Consider the following 19,736-nt stretch of genomic DNA (forward strand, 5'->3'; position numbering starts at 1 on the left):
CACGCCCCTCAACGTAGATTTTTCCTGTAAGTCTTATAAATCTTGTAGTTTTAGCTTGAAAAGGAAGTGTCTTTAGATGAAAGAAACAATTAAAGTGCCAAGCTTACCAAATGAAAAACTATCTTCTGAACGCAACTTGGAGCAAGTCGAAAGCCAATTAATGGAATTATTTTCGGTTTCCGAAGATGGAACCCAGACAGAAATAGAAGCCCGAATTACAGCGATCGCGCAAAGTTTTCTGCATACTAAAAACGTCAGCACTGATATTGAGCTGGATTCAATAGTCGAAAAATTTACCGATAGTAAAATTCCGGTCGAGCCTTCTGATGTGGGAGATTATATCGATTACTTGACTGAAAGTGTAGTTGCCCATTCAATTCATACATCCTCCCCACGATATATCGGTCACATGACCTCGGCACTGCCCCATTTTGTCCTGCCCTTGGGGAAGCTGATCGCAGCCATGAATCAAAACGTCGTTAAGGTAGAAACTTCAAAAGCTTTTAGCCCTTGCGAACGTCAGGCTTTAGCGATGATGCACCGATTGATTTACAAATTTTCTGATGATTTCTATCATCAACATATTCAAGAAAGCGAGAGTACCTTGGGCGCGATCGCAACTGGCGGGACTCTGGCAAATATAACAGCAATGTGGTGCGCTCGTAACGCTTCATTAGGGTCAAAAGATGATTTTACTGGGGTTGAAAATGAAGGCTTACCAGCGGCTCTAAATTTTTATGGCTACAAGGAAGCGGTAATTATTGGCTCTACCTTGATGCACTACTCTTTTGAGAAGGCAGCGGGGATGATGGGCATTGGCGATCGCAACTTGATAAAAATCCCTGTAGATCGTAACCATCGGATTGACTTACTCGCTCTACGGCGAACTGTTGCCGAGTGTCGCGCCCGTAACCAACTTATTATCGCCATCGTGGGTATTGCTGGGTGTACGGATTCGGGAGCGGTAGATCCACTTTTAGAGATGGCGGAGATTGCCCAAAACGCAAATGTTCACTTTCATGTAGATGCGGCTTGGGGTGGGCCAGTTCTTTTTTCAAAGCAACACCAACATAAACTAGCTGGCATCGAAAAAGCGGATTCTGTCACCATCGACGGACATAAACAAATGTATCTGCCAATGGGAATTGGTATGGTGTTTTTCCGCAATCCCCAAATGGCAAATGTTATCGAAAAAACAGCTCGCTATACTGTCCGCAAAGGGTCAATTGATTTAGGAAAGCGCACCTTAGAAGGCTCTCGTCCGGGAAACAGTTTATTTCTACAAGCGGCGCTGAATATTATCGGACATCAGGGTTATGAATTTTTGATTGATAGCGGTATCCAGAAAACTCAATACATGGCAAATTTAATTTGTCTGCGACCTGAATTTGAATTGCTGGTAGAGCCGGAAATTAATATTCTTCTATATCGCTACATTCCCGAACCTTGGCGACAGAAAGTTGCTAAAGGCGAGTTAACTGAAGCCGACCAACAATCAATTAATCAATTTAATGAACTGCTTCAGAATGCTCAGCGACAGGCTGGTCATACATTTGTTTCGCGGACAACATTAGATACCACTTGCTACGGGAAAGGTAAATCTATTGTGGCGTTGCGTGCAGTGTTGGCAAATCCACTCACTACTGAAAGTGATATTGATGCAGTTTTAGACGATCAGATAGCGACGGCTGCAAAGCTACCCGTGTTAACAGGATATGACCAGCTGGCGAGGAGTGTTGCTAATGACGACTAACGATCGCTTAGAACGGCTAAAAAATCTCTCGCCAGAGAAACGCGCCTTGGTGCTTAAGGCATTGCGAGAACAAGCTGTGCGAACTGAGGAGTCTAAAGTTATTCCTCGACGCGATCGCCAGCAGCCTGCGGTTCTCTCTTTTTCCCAGCAGCGATTGTGGTTTCTCGATCAATTGGAGCCGGGACGCTTTACCTATAATATTCCTGCTGCTGTGCTACTCTTGGGTTCGCTGAATATAGCGGCATTGGAGCAGAGCTTTAATGAGGCGATCCAGCGTCACGAAGTTTTGCGAACCACGTTTGCAACTCACCAGGGGCAACCGATTCAGGTAATTGCCCCCAGTTTAAAGTTAACTCTACCTGTTGTAGACCTGCGGCATCTGGCGAAAAGTGAGCGAGATGCAGAGATCCAAAAGCAAGCGATGCTAGAGGCGCAGCAACCCTTTGATTTAGGGTGCGAACCTTTACTGCGTGGTACTTTGCTCCATCTGGACGAAGCAGAGTATGTGCTGCTGTTTACAATGCACCACATCGTCTCTGATGGCTGGTCAATTGGAGTCCTGATCCGAGAATTAGCGGCACTCTACGAAGTTTATGTTGACGGTCAGCCTTCACCGTTACCGGAACTGCCGATCCAGTATGCAGACTTTGCTGTTTGGCAACGGCAATGGCTTCAGGGAGAAGTGCTGAAAACGCAGCTATCCTACTGGAAGCAACAGCTTAGGGGCAATTTGCCAGCCTTGCAGTTACCGACTGACCGACCGCGATCGCCTGTTTCGACTTTTCGGGGTGCCAGCCAATCTTTCGTATTACCAGCGAGTCTTTCTGAGGCACTGAAGGCACTCTCGCAGCGGGAGAATGTCACCCTATTTATGACTCTGCTGGCAGCGTTTAAAGCTCTCCTGTACCGCTACACGCGGCAGGATGACATCCTGGTAGGCACACCAATTGCTAACCGCAACCGAGCGGAAATAGAAGGGTTAATTGGTTTTTTTGTGAATACCTTGGTGATGCGTACTGACATTTCTGGCACCCCCAGTTTTCGGGAGTTGTTGGGGCGAGTACGCGAGGTAGCTTTAGGAGCGTATGCCCATCAGGACTTGCCTTTTGAGCATTTAGTAGAGGAACTTCAGCCAGAGCGAGACTTGAGCTATCACCCGCTATTTCAAGTGGCGTTCGTGCTACAAAATGCCCCAAAAGAGGTGCTGAAGCTGCCAAACTTGAGCCTCAGCTTTTTAGCGGTGGAAAGCGCGATCGCTAAGTTTGATTTAACGCTAACGATGTCTTTCGCCGAGGAAGGACTGATCGGATCGTTAGAGTACAACACTGACTTATTTGATGCCACAACCATCAAGCGGATGTTGGGGAATTTCCAAACAATGCTGGCAGGTATTGTTGCTAATCCGGAAGCCCGGATTTCGGAATTACCGCTGCTGACTGAAGCTGAACGTCAGCAACGACTGACTAGAAATCAGACTTTGTTAGTTCCGCCTTCGTTGTGTTTGCATCAGCTGTTTGAGGCGCAAGTAGAGCGATCGCCCGACGCGATCGCAGTAGTCTTTGAAGACGAGCAGTTAACCTATCGGGAACTGAACCAGCGGGCGAACAAAATCGCTCACTACCTCCAGTCGTTGGGAGTCGGTGCAGAGACATTGGTAGGGATATGTGTAGAGCGATCGCTTTACACAGTAGTCGGGCTACTGGGCATTCTCAAAGCTGGTGGCGCATATGTTCCCTTAGATCCCGCCTATCCAAGTGAGCGTCTAGCCTTCATGCTAGAAAACTCGCAAGTGCCAGTGCTGTTAACTCAGCAGTCGTTGGTAGAAGCTTTACCGACATCTAAAGCTAAAGTAGTCTGTTTGGATACATGGGGCATTGCCCAAGAAAGCGACGCTAATCCAGTCACTCAGACGACAACTGACAACCTGGCTTATGTTATCTACACCTCCGGCTCTACAGGACAGCCGAAGGGCGTATTAATCCCGCACGGGAATGTCGTCCGGCTGTTTGACGCGGTGCAGTCGTGGTATCAATTTAGCGATCGCGATGTGTGGACGCTCTTTCACTCCTATGCTTTCGATTTTTCTGTTTGGGAACTTTGGGGCGCTCTGCTTTTTGGTGGGCGGTTGGTGGTAGTCCCTTACTGGGTGAGTCGTTCGCCGGAATTGTTTTACGACTTATTGTGTAAGCAGCAGGTAACTGTCCTTAACCAAACTCCCTCAGCCTTCCGCCAACTAATTCGAGCAGAAGAATTGGCTAATCCGACACAGGCGTTGTCTTTGCGTTTGGTAATCTTTGGTGGGGAAGCTTTAAACCTCCAAAGCTTGAAGCCTTGGTTTGACCGTCATGGCGACCAGTTTCCTCAGCTAGTCAATATGTACGGCATTACAGAAACCACCGTACACGTAACCTATCGTTTGCTGACAGCTGCCGATCTGAATCTGGTTTCCGGAAGTGTAATTGGTTGTCCAATTCCAGATTTGCAAATCTACATACTCGATAGTCATCAGCAGCCAGTTCCTATCGGAGTTCCGGGCGAGATGTACGTTGGTGGCGCGGGTTTGGCGCGGGGATATCTCAACCGTACCGATCTGACTTCGGAGCGGTTCATCTCCAATCCCTTCAAAATCCACAATCCACAATCGGAACGCCTGTACAAAACTGGCGACTTAGCACGTTATCTAGCCAATGGAGACATTGAATACTTAGGACGAATTGACGACCAAGTAAAAATTCGCGGCTTCCGCATTGAGCTAGGAGAAATTGAGGCGGTGTTGACTCAACACCCTGCTGTTTGCGAAGGGCTGGTTGTAACCCAAGGCGAAAATTCTGGCGAACAACGTTTGGTAGCTTATGTTGTCCCTTACCCAGAACAAGCAATTACTATCAGCGAACTGCGTAGCTTTCTAAACCAATTGCCCAATTACATGATACCCGCCGCCTTCGTACTACTCGAAGCCATACCTCTAACGCCGAATGGTAAGGTAGATCGGCGAGCATTGCCAACCCCCGTCGCCACACCTGAGCGGGATGTCGCCTTTGTCGCTGGGCGCAATTTTGTTGAACAGGTGCTTACCGAAATCTGGGCTCAAGTCCTGGGCGTGCAGTCGGTGGGCATTCATGATAACTTTTTTAACTTGGGGGGCGACTCGATTCGGAGTATCCAAGTTCGCACTCAAGCTCAGAAACACGGGATAGATTTTTCTATCGAACAGCTATTCCGTTATCAAACGATAGGCGAACTGGCTCAACACGCCAATCGGACAGAATCCAGCTTACCTATATCAGAAACAGAACCATTTAGCCTGATTTCCTCAGCAGATCGGTTAAGTTTGCCGGAAAATGTGGAAGATGCCTATCCCCTGGCGATGCTTCAGATGGGGATGCTGTTCCACAGTGCCTATAGCCAGGATTCTACTCTCTTTCATGACATCTTCAGCTTCCACCTGCAAACGCCTCTCGACCTTCAGGTTTTGACGGCGGCTATCGAGCAATTGTTAACACGTCATCCTGTACTGCGTACTTCGTTCGATCTGACAAACTTCTCTGAACCGCTGCAACTGGTGCATCGGATGGTGGAGATTCCTGTGCAGATAGAAGACTTGCGCCGCCTCTCACCCGCCGAGCAAGAGGAAGCGATCGCTAGTTGGATGGAAGCGGAAAAGAAACAGAATTTTGATTGGAATTGTCCTCCTCTACTGCGTTTTCAGGTTCATCGCCGTGGTGAAGCTACCTTTCAATTTACGCTGAGCTTCCACCATGTGATTCTCGACGGTTGGAGTGTAGCATTGTTACTCACAGAGTTATTTGAGCAATATTTCTTCCTTCTGGGTAAAGAAATTGCGCCGCCGTTACCGAACGAAGCGATCGCTTTCCGAAATTTTGTAGCTTTGCAGAAAAATGCGCTTCGGTCGGAGGAATGTAAACGGTATTGGATTCAAAAACTCAGTGACAGCACAAAGACAACATTACCTCGCACTTCTGTTTCCCAAACAAATACAGAGGCGGTTCGCGTACTAGAGATTCCAGTCAGCGCAGAGATTTCCCAAAAGCTCAAGCAGCTGACTCAGGTTGCTGCTGTTCCACTCAAAAGCGTTTTGGTAGCCGCACACCTGAGAGCGATCGCAACTTTGAGCGGTCAATCGGACATTTTAACAATACTTTCAGCCAATGGTCGTCCGGACAGCGGTAGCGATCGCTCTCTAGGACTTTTCCTCACTCCTTTGCCATTTCGGATGAAACTTTCCGGAGGTACTTGGCTTGACCTGATTCGCGAAGCTTTTGCAGCTGAGCGCGAATTATTACCTTTCCGATGGTATCCAATGGCTCAAATTCAGAAAGATTTAGGAAGACAGCAACTCTTTGAAACTTGTTTTAACTTCACTCATTTCCATGTTTACCAGCGTCTAAAATCATTCACCGATTTGCAGGTTTTAGATGATATGCACTTTGAAATGACCGATTTCGCCTTATTAGCTGATTTTGGTTTGAATGTGAATACATCTCAAATCAAACTTTTCTTAAAGTGCCACACCTCTGAATTATCCCAACAGCAAATCGAAGAGATTGGTCATACTTATTTTCAAACTCTTACCACTTTAGCCAACGAACCCACTGAATCTTACCAAGCGCACGAACATAAAAAACCATCGTTGTTGCTCAAACAAGAGCAAATAGAATCAACCAGCTTACAAAAGCTAAAAACCGCCAAAAGAAAAGCAATTCGCGGTTAAAAATCTTCCGGAGCGTAATAGATTATGAAAAAAATAGATTCCCAAATTCCCTTTAATAAAAGGTCGATTACTCGCAAACCCTTCAACCTCTCCCAAAATGAGTTAATTGAAACTGAGGATCTACTCCCTGGTAAAAGCATTCCTCTACTTGTAAAACCAGCCGTCCCAGGTGTCAATTTATTAGAGTGGGCTACAAGTAACCAGGAAACGGTTAAAACCCTGTTACTAAACTACAGAGCCTTACTTTTTCGGAATTTTAATATAAATTCAACGGATTTGTTTAACCAGTTTATTAAAACCACTTCCACCGGAGAACTGCTGGAATATCGCGATCGCTCATCGCCACGCCATGAAATCAGCGGCAAAATCTATACTTCAACTGATTACCCCGCCGAAGAAAGCATCTTTTTACACAACGAAGGAACCTATTGGCTAACTTGGCCTCTAAAAATATATTTTGGCTGTCTTATAGCTCCGCAGCAGGGAGGAGAAACCCCTATTGCTGACTGTCGAAATATTTTTCAGCGCATCAATCCAAAAATTAGAGAGCGTTTTATCGAAAAAAAAGTTTTGTATGTCCGAAACTATAATGATGGATTTGGATTAAGTTGGCAGACAGTTTTCCAAACTGAAGATAAAACTGTGGTAGAGGAATATTGCCGTCGTAATGGGATTGAATTTGAGTGGAAAAGTGGCGATCGTCTCAGAACTCGCCAAGTCCGACAAGCTGTTGCCAAACATCCTCGAACTGGAGAAAATATCTGGTTTAATCATGCTACTTTTTTCCATGTTTCCACACTAGAACCAACGATGCGCGAAACATTGTTGGCGGAGTTTAAAGAAGAAGACCTTCCCAATAATACTTATTACGGTGATGGCTCTCCCATTGAAATATCTGTATTAGATGAACTTCGCGAAGCTTATCTGCAAGAGAGGGTAATTTTTCCCTGGCAAGAAGGCGACGTATTGATGTTAGATAATATGTCAGTCGCTCATAGTCGTACACCTTTTGTAGGTTCGCGCAAGGTTGTAGTGGGAATGGCTGAACCGTTTACTAATCCAGAAATATAGGGTACAGAAAAGGAGTTAAAGATATGCAAAGCGTAGACACAAAAATGCCAGATGAAATCGTGGAAGGTTATCGGCTTTCCCCTCAGCAAGCTCATCTATGGTCATTACAGCAAATTGACTCTAGCCTACCTTATCGTGTCCAATGTACCTTATTGAACGAGGGGCTGGATAAAAAAATCTTAAAAACTGCCTTACAAGAGGTAGTAAATCGACATGAAATTCTTCGCACGAATTTCCGTTCTCTATCCGGGATGGATCTTCCTTTCCAGGTAATTACTCATAGTGTTACACCCTCAATCAATTACTACGATTTAAGCGGTTTACCTCCTGCTACACAAGATGAGAAAGTTGAGGCGCTTTTTAATGAAACGCTAGGTTCTCCGTTAAATTTTGAGAAAGATTTCCTTTTACATCTATCTCTGATTTCTCTATCGTCAAACAAGTATATATTGCTGGTAACCTTACCAGCAATGCTTGCAGATAAGGCGACATTGAGAAATTTAGTACAGGAAATAAATGATGCCTATGCAGCTTGTTTGCGTGGCGAGGAATTCTCAGATGAACCACTGCAATATGCAGATATTGCTGAATGGCAGAATGAGTTACTTGAGGGAGAAGGAGAGTTAGAAAGAGCATATTGGCATCAAAAAGATTTATCAGGGTTGTCAAATTTAAAGCTTAGTTATGAGAATGAAATTTATGAAAATCCGGAATTTCAGCCGCAAGTTTTGACAGCAGCTATCCCTCAGAATTTGATAGCCGCTATAGAAACCTTAGTGGGTAATGATACTTCGGTTTCAGAATTTTTATTGGCTTGCTGGCAAGTTCTCCTGTGGCGTTTGATTGACTATCCAGATATTACCGTCGGGACAGCATATGAAGGGCGGAAATATGAGGATTTACAGCAAGCACTAGGGTTGTTTGCTAAATATTTACCCATTCAAACTCATTTGTCAGAAAATTTACCTTTCAGCAAAGTTTTAGAACTGGTTGATAATTCTGTCAATGAAGGCTATAAGTGGCAAGAATATTTTACTTGGCAACAACAGGTAAATCATTTAGATACACCTTTTTTCCCGTTTACTTTTGAGTTTGAAGAATTTGAACGAGAGCCAAACCAGAACAAAGTATTTACAATTAACAAAGAGTATGCTTGTATAGAACGATTCAAAATCAAACTTTCTTGTATTCGTAGGGACGATTTAATTGCAGAATTTCACTACGATAGCAACTTATTTGCTCTAGAAGATATCAAACGCTTATCAGAGCAATTTGTGAAATTGTTAGAAAGCGTTACTAACAACCCTGACGCATCGATAGCTCAGTTAGAAATATTAAGCGATCGCGAACGACAGCAACTTTTAGTTGACTTCAACAATACCCAAACTGATTACTCACAAAACCAGTGCATTCACCAGCTTTTTGAAACCCAAGTAAATCAAACACCAGACAACATTGCAGTTGTGTTTGACACTCAAGAATTAACCTATCGCGAACTGAATCAGCGGGCGAACAAATTAGCTCATTACCTACAGAAACAAGGCGTAAAACCAGAGGTATTAGTAGGAATCTGTGTAGAGCGATCGCTAGAAATGATTGTTGGGATTTTGGGCATCCTCAAAGCTGGCGGAGCCTACATACCCCTCGATCCAGCTTATCCCCAAGAGCGTCTAGCCTTCATGTTAGAGGATGCTCAAGTATCAGTGCTGTTGACTCAACAGCGGTTACTTGAATTACCCAAACATCAAGCTAGTGTAATTTGCTTAGATGCAGATTGGGAAAATATTGCCTTAGAAAGCGACGAAAATCTTACCCATGAAGCCAAGTCCGATAACTTAGCTTATGTTATTTATACCTCCGGTTCCACAGGCAAACCGAAAGGAGTAGCGATCGCGCATCAAAATTTAGTTCACTCAACCAGTGCGCGTTTAGCTTACTATCGGGAACCATGCGATCGCTTCTTGCTGCTTTCATCATTTGCCTTTGATAGTTCAATCGCGGGTATATTCTGGAGTATTACTCAAGGAGGAATGCTCGTTCTTCCCCAGGAAGGTGTACAACGGGATCTGTCACAAATCCTCGGCTTAATTAGTCAACATCATATTTCCCATTTCTTAAGTCTGCCATCTCTTTACGCTCTCCTGTTAGAACAAGCTCAATCAGAACAGCTTGTTTCACTGCGTACTGTCATCGTCGCCGGCGAACTTTGTCCAAAAGAATTAGTTTCCCGTCACCTAGAACAGCTTCCAAAAACATCCTTGTTTAACGAATATGGCCCAACCGAAGGCACAGTTTGGAGCAGCGTCTACCATTGCCAGTCACCAGAATTAATTCGTCTTCCCATCGGTCGTCCTATTACCAACACGCAGATTTATCTACTAAACTCCGATCTTCGTCCCGTACCAATTGGCGTACCGGGAGAAATATATATCGGCGGCGCTGGCTTAGCTCGCGGCTACTTAAATCGCCCCGAACTAACTGCCCAAAAATTTATCAACAACCCCTTTAAAGCTGATACACGCCTTTACAAAACTGGCGATTTGGCGCGTTTCTTGCCAGATGGGAACCTGGAATTTTTGGGACGAATTGACCACCAAGTGAAAATTCGGGGTTTCCGGATAGAACTGGAAGAAATCGAGGCGGTGTTAAAACAATACCCAGGTGTGCGGGAAACTGTAGTTGTGGCGCGAGAAGATGTAGTAAGCGATCGCCGTATAGTCGCTTATTTCGTCCCGTCCCCAGAATCGACATTCACAATTAGCAACCTGCGCCACTTCCTGCAAGAAAAGCTGCCGGAATACATGATCCCATCAGCTTTTGTGCGGCTGTTGGCTTTGCCACTGCTGCCCAACGGCAAAGTAAACCGCCAGGAATTGCCAGCCCCGAATTCCACTAGCGAACAACTCCTAGAATATACGGCCGCTAAAACCCCGGTTGAAAAGCTGCTAGCTGGCATCTGGGCGCAAATCCTGCGCGTTGAGAGAGTGGGCATCCACGACAACTTTTTCGATTTAGGCGGCGATTCTATCCTCAATATTCAGGTAATCGCCAAAGCCAACAAAGCCGGACTGACTCTAACTCCCAAGCAGCTTTTCGAGGCTCCGACAATTGCCCAATTAGCTGCTCTTGCTGGCACTACCCATACTATCCAGGCAGAACAGGGGATGGTAATTGGACAGGTGCCTCTGACCCCCATTCAGCACTGGTTTTTTGAAGACAATCCCCTCGATCCGCACCACAGTAACCAAGCTGTCTTGTTAAAAGTGCCGCCCGATTTAGACCCACAGCTTTTGCAAATAGTCGTGCAGCACTTGCTTAGACATCACGACGCACTGCGTCTGCGTTTTATTCAAGAAGGCGACGCTCGTCAACAAGTCAATGCTAGTTTCAATGAGGTAGTACCATTTACCTGCCTGGATTTGTCGGCGCACTCCCCCGATGCACAAAAAGCCGCCTTAGAATCCGCCGCCGCCGAAGTACAAACTAGCTTGAACCTATCAGAAGGGCCTTTGGTCAGAGTTGTCTTTTTTACCTTAGGTAACAACCAGCCGAATCGCCTGTTGATTGTCATCCACCACTTAGCTGTTGATGGTGTCTCCTGGCGGATTTTACTAGAGGATCTTCAGACAGCTTACGAGCAAATTAGCCGGGGTGAGACGATCCAACTGCCACCCAAAACAACTTCTTTCCAGCAGTGGGCGCAACGATTGCAGGAATACGCCCACTCATCAGAACTCCAGCAAGAGGAGAATTATTGGTTGACCCAGCTACGGAAACCAGTTTGTCCTCTACCAGTGGATTTTTCTGGAGGTGCCAACACTGTAGCGTCAGTTAGCACAGTGTCCGTAACCCTCTCTCAAGAAGAAACTCAAGCTTTGTTGCAGCAGGTACCAGCAGCTTATGGAACTCAGATCAATGATGTGTTGCTCACAGCGCTGGTGCAAGCCTTCGGACAGTGGACAGGGGATTCGTTATTAGTGGATTTGGAAGGTCACGGGCGCGAAGAAATTTTCGACGATGTAAACTTGTCGCGTACAGTCGGCTGGTTTACTACCATCTTCCCAGTGCGGTTGAGCTTAGAGGAAGCTTCTAACCCTGGAGATGCTTTGCAGGCTATCAAAAAGCAACTGCGTACTATCCCAAATCGGGGTCTTGGCTATGGCGTGCTGCGCTATCTAAGCAAAAATCTGGAAAAGCCTTTGCAGTTGCAAATGCCTCAAGCGGAAGTGATTTTCAACTACTTAGGTCAATCCGATCAAGTATTTCAATCATCGCTGTTGGCTCTAGCCGAGGAATCCAGCGGTCTTGTCCGCAGTCCAAGAGGGCATCGGCGTTACCTGTTAGATATCAATGGGATTGTTGTAGGAGGTCAGCTGCGGCTGAATTGGACGTACAGCGAGGCCGTTCATCGCCGGGTGACAATTGAGAGTTTAGCAGAAGATTTTCAGGAGAGATTGCGATCGCTAATCACCCACTGTCAGACTATGCGATCGCCAGTCTACACTCCTTCTGACTCACAACCAAAGCTAAGTCCCCTGGAAACGCCCCTTCCGGCAAACCTCACCACTAGCAAGGAAATTACTATTGAACAGTTACTTGCTGATGCCATCCTAGATTCCTCCATCCGCCCCAGTACTTCACCTGTTAAAGATTTAACTGATCCAACTTGTATCTTTTTAACGGGAGCAACGGGCTTTTTGGGAGCTTTTCTACTTTATGAACTGCTACAACAAACCCAAGCAGACATTTATTGTCTAGTTCGTTCTCCTAATATCGAATCCGCCAAAAAGAGACTGCAAAGCAACCTGGAATCCTATTTAATTTGGAATGAATCTCTCAGCTCTAGAATCATTCCCGTCTTAGGAGATTTATCCCAACCCTTGTTAGGTCTTTCCCACGAGCAATTTCAACTTTTGGCAAATAAAATCGATGTGATTTATCACAATGGGGCGGCAATAAATCTTGTTTATCCCTACTCAATGCTCAAAACACCTAATGTTTTGGGGACGCAGGAAATCTTGAGATTGGCTTGTCAAACCAAAGTGAAGCCAGTGCATTATGTTTCAACCCTCGCTACTCTATTATCAGCCGACAATGATGTACCAAAGAGTGGCTATGCTCAGAGTAAATGGGTTGCGGAACAGTTGATAATGAGTGCGCGATCGCAAGGTCTTCCCGCCTCTATTTACAGAATTGGTAGTGTATCAGGACACAGCCAAACTGGTGCTTGTAATCCAAACGATCATCTGTGCAGAACCATCAAAGGCTATATTCAACTCAAAAGCGCGCCCGCCGAAAATGGAATATTAAGGACGGCTCCAGTTGATTATGTGAGCCAAGCCATTCTGCATCTATCGCAGCAAAAGAACTTACTTGGTGAAGACTTCCATTTATCAAGTCCACACCCAATCCTAATCAGCGATATTTTCAAGTGGCTGAGTTCATTTGGCTATTCAATTCAGCAAATTTCCTATGCAGAATGGCAAACCAAACTCTCAAATTATGCCGAACATTCTCAGGATAATGCAGTCTCTTCGCTCATACCTTTATTTGAGCAAAGCTTATCTAATCGTGCCAGTAAAGCGGAGTCCTCAACACCAAAATCAAATTCTGTGGAAGATACCAATTTCCAGAATACCCTTGATAAACTTGCCAGCGCTTCAATCTGTTGTCCACCAGTAGATGACAAATTCCTTCATACCTACTTCTCATACCTGATTCAAATCGGCTTTTTAGATGCGCCGCAGCCGAGCGAAATTTAGCGTTAATTATTCGAGGATGTCTGAAAAGTCATAATCGAGACGCTGAGACGGTCTTAATCCCCCTTTTCAAGGGGGACTAAGACTTAATTCTCCCCCCTTGAAAAAGGAGCTGGGGGTATCAAACTAACTTTTGACACTTCTGGGACATCCTCTTAGGTCAGGTATTGTCGATTTAGCCCTGTCAAGGTGAGGAAAAAAGGAAAAATATGCCTTAACCTCTGCATTTTACCTTCGTGTTCTTTGCACCTTCGCGGGTTAAAATCCCGAACACGCGAAGAAAATTATCAGATTGCAATTAACCCCTTGGCAAGACTAACAACGCTTACCCTAACCCTAAAATAAACCAAAAAAGGAGATAAATTTTATGATTTCTCAAGAAACAAATTTACAACGAAAATATTTAAAAGCCTTTATTACTCGCTACAACCAGCGCACAAAAACATCAAAAGAGATGGCGCAAACTTATCGCCCAGTCCTGGCTGATAGTAAAATTTATACAGGATTCCATAATCTTTTTAAAGAAATGGTTTATCCGATTGTAGCCAAGCGTTCTCAAGGCTCTAAAACTTGGGATGTCGATGGCAACGAATATATAGACTTAATGATGGGATTTGGCGTAAATCTCTTTGGTCATAATCCTCCTTTTATTAAAGAAGCACTGCAAGAGCAACTTGATAAAGGCATACAACTAGGGCCACAATCAGAGTTTGCTGGTGAAGTAGCTGAGTTAATCTGTGAACTAACGGGGATGGAGCGGGTAGCATTTAGTAATACAGGCACAGAAGCTGTGATGACAGCAATCCGCTTGGCAAGAGCAGTAAGAAATCGCTACAAAATTGTAATTTTTTCAGGTTCTTATCACGGTCATTTTGATGGCACATTAGTTAAAGCTCAAACGGAGAACGGGAATTTACAGGCATTACCCCTTGCTCCGGGAATACCACCAAATATGGTTGAAGATGTTTTGGTTTTAGAATATGGAAATCCTCAATCGCTTGAAGTAATAAAAGCTCATCAAGAAGAAATAGCAGCTGTTCTAGTTGTACCTGTGCAAACTAGCCGCCCTGACTTCCAGCCGAAAACGTTTCTCATGGAACTGAGAGAACTTACAAAAGAATCAGGGATGGTATTAATATTTGATGAAATGGTAACTGGTTTTCGCATTCATCCGGGTGGCGTACAGGCATGGTTTGGCATTGAAGCAGACATAGCCACTTATGGGAAAATTGTCGGTGGCGGTATGCCAATTGGAATTATTGCTGGAAAAGCTGTTTACATGGATGCAATTGATGGTGGTATGTGGAATTATGGCGATTCATCTTACCCCCAAGCGAAGACAACATTTTTTGCAGGCACCTTCTGCAAGCATCCATTAGCTATGGCTGCGGCAAGAGCCGTTCTTAAGTATTTAAAAACACAGGGCCCTGCTCTTCAAGAGCAGTTGAATCAGCGTACATCCCAATTTATCGAAGCATTAAATACTTATTTTGAAGAAGATAAAGTACCTGTCCGAATGGTGAACTTTGGTTCGCTTTTCGGCTCCGCTTCTTCAAGAAATTCTGTAGCTGCTGAAAATCCTGCTGTCTCAACAAGTATGGATTTGTTACGCTATCACCTGCTTGACAGGGGGATACTTCTGTTGGGAGGAGGTGGCTACTTATCTACAGCACATACAGATGAAGATATTGCTTACATAATTCAGGCTGTTAAAGATAGTGTCAGGGAACTGCGAGAAGGGGGATTTTTACCCGATCCAGCTAAGATTTCATAAAAACGCGATCGCTTCCATTAATTACTCCCTTACGGCTACAGAATAAATAATCTTGTAGCCGTAAGGGAGTAGCCACTTAGAATACTTCGCGCTTTTCCAGATGGGCCACGATATCCTGACGCGATCGCCAAACCGGACGCAACTGTTTTCGAGCGAACATCTGCAACTGCTCGCCAACATGCGGCGAACCCGGCTGGGTTGCATTACCGTAGCTTGTAAGTGCCATCGCTTTTACTGGGTTAGAAAACTCGATTGCAGCAACATAGGAATCGCCATCGAAAGCTGAAAATCGCCCATCTGACGCCGGAGCGAAATTGAGAACGCGGAAAATCCCCAGACTTCCCGGCCCACCATTGGCAGCAAGATCCACATTATTAGACCGCAGCCGGAAGACATCACCCCAAGGTACATCAAGCGCCTTATAAGCTGCCTCCACCTTCGCCGCAGCGGTAGAAAGCGCCTTAGCTGCGCGAGGAGGATCTGCCAAACCGTCTGGCGTGGTGCGTGGGGAATTCTGGTTCCAAGGGGTGCTAAATGCGCTGTCGAAGTCCATCTCTTCAGCCCAGAAGGAAAAGAGTACGGCACCCCTGCTATCTGCATTTGCTGATGCGTCCCAAGCCTCCAGTACATCGGCGGCTCGACGCGCTAATTCATCCCCATGCTTCCGTGCAGCGGGAATCAGGTCATCCAGAAGACGATCTGCCAGTTCCATGCGTGTTGAGTGTTTGTACTTAATCATTTCCTCAAAAGAAATCTTTTTATCCTCATCCAACATCCTCGCGGAACGTTGCGCTCGGAAAGACATAAACTGCGGTGCCATATAGGGCGGGAAATCTGCTGGATTTAGCGCCGCTGGGAAAGTCGTTGTCCAGGGTGGATCGTTTGCATTTTGTAACCAGCCGCTAGGCGGGTCAACTACTCGCGGTAAATCGGTATAAGGGTGAGCTTTTGTCCACAAGGTTGTAGATGTGTCACCAGGGATTATGCCTTCCCAGTATTTAAAGTCTCCCTGAGAGCGGATTGGCACTTGACCGTTGAATAGGTGCATGATGTGTCCCTGGCGGTCTGCATACATTACCGTGAACATCGGAATCTGCAAGCGCTTTAGGGCAGTCTCAAACTCAGAGAGTTTGGTTGCACGCGCCATATCCCACCACTGCTCTAATGCACCCGGTTGTTCAAGTCCCACAACCCGCAACGCTAGGGCTTTTCCATCCTTTTGCTCTACAACAGGCCCGTGTATCGAGCGTTGCACTACAAGTGGTATGGAGCGCAGTGTGCCATCATCCTGTTTCACCTTCAAGATTTTCTTTTCTGTCTCAAAGGCTTGAACCTTGCCATCAAAGAGGTAGCCGCCGTCTTTGAGCTGCAATTCGTAAGCATCCCATCCATCATGGGTGTTTACTGTGTGAGTCCATCCCAGGTTGTTGTTGAATGCGATCGCTAATACCGGAAGTCCGACAAGTGTCGCCCCATAAGCATCGATTCCAGGCGCGGTAATCTGGGCTTCATACCAAACAAATAAATCTGACCAAGGAAGGTGCGGGTTTGCTAGCAGCATCGCGTTCCCACTTGCAGAACGTGCTGGTGCGATCGCCCAACCATTAGAACCGACGGGGTTAGTGCGATCGCTAGTTTCTTTTACACTCTCTGGATTCACAATAAATGTGAAATTCGTCACGCGCTGCTCGTGAGCAATTATATCGACTGGCCGGACTGGCAACACCATCTCAACTTCATCATCAATCAGCTCAGGATGTTTCAAAGCATAGGCATTTATCCCAGCAGCAAAGGCATCTAAATAACTCCGGAAAGCTGGATTTTGCGCTTCATACCACTTGCTGGCACGCTCAGGAATCCCCATTGTTTGTACCCATTCATCTGATTCTAGGTACTCTTTTCCCCAGTATTCTGCACCCTGTCCGCGTGCCTGACCGTAGAGGCGTAAAATCAGGTTTCCATGACTTTGCATCTGCGCCCAACCAAAGGACTGAAATGCACTTTTCGCATCCTTGCCGTAAATATGCGGTACGCCATACGTGTCCCAGAGTATTTCAGTTGAGGAAGGTGATGAGCTATTACTTTGACTCCCCACAAGTAAAACCAGCATGAACCCAAATATCAACGGTAGAAGTCGGAATGATTTCCCTTTCAAACCCCTGACTTTATAGCCTATACCACCCTTGAAAAAACCATTAAGAAAACGCCAACGACTTCTTAGAAAACACCACTTTAAAAGAGATTTAAACATCACCTTTTCGATAAATTAATAATGTATAGACAACAGAGTTTCATTTCTTGAAAATTTGATTGTGCCTTAACAACTGGTTTTACCTGATTATTTTCGCAACTTCCCTCTTGATGTCTTTTCACTTTATTGACCATACATATGTTGAATCCAATACAGACCTAATGATTCAGCTCCCTCCCCGGAATAGGCAAGGGAAAATTAGCCCCTCTCCTTGCAGGGGAGGGGTTGGGGAGAGGTCAGAGTGTACTGCATCCAAACGAGAATTGCTATATTGCCCGATGTCTGCCAATCTGGTACAGCCTCAATGTTCTGAAGGCCAAGCCCGCCTCCTATCTCCACTAAATGAGAAATCTTATCATTATTAATGAAAGATATATGCAAAAGATTCTCATTTGTGAATAAACTACATATGTGCTAACCGGGTTCATCAGCCTGTCAACGCGCAGTCTATTTCTTACCCTCGGCTTCTGACGCGCGTTCCAGCGGGAGCGTTTTACTATTGCTTTTGGTGGTCGCTCCGTCTATGACGCAAATAACATGGCAGGACATGGCATTGCCATGTTCCTACGTAGAAAAACCCAACAAATGCCTATGTTTTGTTGGGTTTCACATTCTGGGGACTAACTTACGCTAACTAGCCAACTGTTCTTCAGAAATCCATGCACCGTGGAAACCGTAAGGCACGCGCTGAGGGATGAGAACCCGCGCCACAGGTTGAGATGTCACGTCTTGGGCATTCACTACCACCAGTTCAGAAGTGTCTGCTTCCCGATCGTGAACGAAGGTGACGAGCCAACCGTCATCTTCAGCAGTAGCATTAGGACGGGGAACAAAGACCGCCTCACCGCCATAGCGTCCGCGTCCGAATTTGTGAGTTTCGGACTTACCACTGCTGAAGTCATACTTGATAACACCTTCAAACAGAGGCATAGGATTATTTGCTATCTTTCCGGTATAACCGTATTGCATCGGTCGTCCCATAAGCTGTTCGTTCAGACGGGGAAAATCTGAGGGTGCATCGTCCAGCATTTCCTCTTTTACCGTACCCGTCTTGAGGTTAAAGCGCCATTGGTACAAACGACCAGCGTCTCCCTCATTTTCACCGGGTGTCATATCAGTCGTTAAGACATTGGTGGAACTCATGCGACAAGCGACAAGCACTACTTCATCCTCTTCCTCGTAGGCGTTGAGGGTATGGAAGACGTAGCAGGGAGGACTTTCAAACCAACGGATGTTGCTGTTATCGCCATGACGGGGGACAATTCCGAAACGACTAGGGCGATCGCGTTCAAACATCAACCCTGGTTTACCCTGCTGCATCCGTACCATGCTGAAGGTTAGCGGCAGATCCATAAAAATGGTGTAGTGTTCGGTGATCGCAAAATCGTGCATCATCACTCCCATCGGCAAGTCGATGGGGACTGTTCGCAATAACTCACCACCTGCTGAAACGACGCTGTATTTTAGGTAAGGTGGAGCAAAGGAGTAGCCAAAGAACATCATTTCGCCAGTTTCAGCATCTACCTTGGGATGGGCGGTGAAAGCAGAAGCCAGTTTGCCATCGTAAGTGTAAGCGCCTGATGTCTCTAAGCTAGGAACCTTAATAGCGTGAGGTTCACCGCCTTCCCAAAGCGCCAGCAGTCGCCCATCGTGCCACACTAGAGCGGTGTTAGCGGTATTTTTAGGAAAATTGTAAGGATTGTTGCCTCGTGACGGTTCCATCATCCCCGTCCAAATCGCCTTACCAGCTTCGCGCTCAATATTAAATCCCCGCGTCCGGATGTAACGGTTGCGATATTCAGCTTTCCCGTTGTTGATTCGCACTCCGTGCAACATCCCATCCCCATCAAACCAGTGATAGTTACCGATAGGTGGAAACTGGGGATTGGGGCCATTTCGCACGAACATTCCGGATAAATCGGGGGGTAGTTCGCCGATTACTTTCAGGTTATCTGCTGCTATTTCTTCTCTTACTGGCGCAAAGTTACCTTCTAGATAGAGATTGACTGCTGTTGTGGTCATGCGTTGTGCTGAGTCAGTTGTCTTTTCTATATTTTGATTGTGCCAAGGCGATCGCGTCTCGCACTATGGTTGTGGAAACACAGTGCTGAAGTAGTTAGGGTGTGTTAGCGCTTAGAGGTGAATGCGATCGCATCATTCTCTACATGGATGAAAGCAAATCGGGAAATATTGTCCTGTCGCGGGGTAGATGATAGCTGCTGCGGTAGCGTTTGGTAGTTGTTGTACCATACTGCTGCGTTTAAAGCTTGAGGTTTAGTCTATTAATTGTAGCGATCGCGCGCTTCGCTAATGCCAATCCATCTACCTTTATCTGAGTGCTTTGTTAACTTTTTGTCACTGTTAGCTGGAGCTTGCTCTTGGGAATACTTTAAATA

7 protein-coding genes are annotated in these 19,736 nt (G+C 45.8%); 5 read left to right on the forward strand and 2 right to left on the reverse strand.

Annotated features, from left to right (window positions below):
* The first annotated feature begins 76 nt into the window (after positions 1 to 76).
* The 5 genes from panP to H6F66_RS13575 all read left to right on the forward strand — a co-directional run bounded on the left by panP (position 77) and on the right by H6F66_RS13575 (position 15,089).
* Complete coding sequence (gene panP, locus H6F66_RS13555; protein ID WP_190422051.1) at positions 77 to 1,753, forward strand: pyridoxal-dependent aspartate 1-decarboxylase PanP; 1,677 nt, start codon at positions 77 to 79, stop codon at positions 1,751 to 1,753.
* The gene (locus H6F66_RS13560) at positions 1,716 to 6,485 is read left to right on the forward strand and encodes a non-ribosomal peptide synthetase (RefSeq protein WP_190422053.1); all 4,770 of its coding nucleotides are present in this window, start codon (positions 1,716 to 1,718) and stop codon (positions 6,483 to 6,485) included. Before panP ends, H6F66_RS13560 begins: the two co-directional genes overlap by 38 nt.
* A 24-nt stretch (positions 6,486 to 6,509) precedes the next feature.
* The gene (locus H6F66_RS13565) at positions 6,510 to 7,556 is read left to right on the forward strand and encodes a TauD/TfdA family dioxygenase (RefSeq protein WP_190422055.1); all 1,047 of its coding nucleotides are present in this window, start codon (positions 6,510 to 6,512) and stop codon (positions 7,554 to 7,556) included.
* Positions 7,557 to 7,579: 23 nt separating this feature from the next.
* Entirely contained in the window at positions 7,580 to 13,318 is a 5,739-nt protein-coding gene (locus H6F66_RS13570) for a non-ribosomal peptide synthetase (protein WP_190422057.1), read from the forward strand.
* Between the two features lie 364 nt (positions 13,319 to 13,682).
* Positions 13,683 to 15,089: an aspartate aminotransferase family protein gene (locus H6F66_RS13575; RefSeq protein ID WP_190422059.1), complete on the forward strand. Its 1,407-nt coding sequence runs from the start codon at positions 13,683 to 13,685 to the stop codon at positions 15,087 to 15,089.
* A gap of 76 nt (positions 15,090 to 15,165) precedes the next feature.
* On the opposite strand, the gene H6F66_RS13580 is transcribed toward H6F66_RS13575, so the two are convergent.
* The gene (locus H6F66_RS13580; protein ID WP_242019324.1) at positions 15,166 to 17,199 is read right to left on the reverse strand and encodes an acylase; all 2,034 of its coding nucleotides are present in this window, start codon (positions 17,197 to 17,199) and stop codon (positions 15,166 to 15,168) included.
* A gap of 771 nt (positions 17,200 to 17,970) precedes the next feature.
* Positions 17,971 to 19,362, reverse strand: coding sequence for a carotenoid oxygenase family protein (locus tag H6F66_RS13585; RefSeq protein ID WP_190422063.1), 1,392 nt, complete (start codon positions 19,360 to 19,362; stop codon positions 17,971 to 17,973).
* Positions 19,363 to 19,736: the final 374 nt, after the last annotated feature.

It is taken from the genome of Trichocoleus sp. FACHB-6, from assembly GCF_014695815.1.
GTDB lineage: Bacteria > Cyanobacteriota > Cyanobacteriia > Cyanobacteriales > FACHB-T130 > Funiculus > Funiculus sociatus.

Coding starts and splice junctions, on each gene's coding strand:
- H6F66_RS13580 (WP_242019324.1), bottom strand. CDS start 17,199: ATGCTGGTTTTACTTGTGGGGAGTCAAAGTAATAGCTCATCACCTTCC.
- H6F66_RS13585 (WP_190422063.1), bottom strand. CDS start 19,362: ATGACCACAACAGCAGTCAATCTCTATCTAGAAGGTAACTTTGCGCCA.
- H6F66_RS13575 (WP_190422059.1), top strand. CDS start 13,683: ATGATTTCTCAAGAAACAAATTTACAACGAAAATATTTAAAAGCCTTT.
- H6F66_RS13560 (WP_190422053.1), top strand. CDS start 1,716: ATGACCAGCTGGCGAGGAGTGTTGCTAATGACGACTAACGATCGCTTA.
- panP (WP_190422051.1), top strand. CDS start 77: ATGAAAGAAACAATTAAAGTGCCAAGCTTACCAAATGAAAAACTATCT.
- H6F66_RS13570 (WP_190422057.1), top strand. CDS start 7,580: ATGCAAAGCGTAGACACAAAAATGCCAGATGAAATCGTGGAAGGTTAT.
- H6F66_RS13565 (WP_190422055.1), top strand. CDS start 6,510: ATGAAAAAAATAGATTCCCAAATTCCCTTTAATAAAAGGTCGATTACT.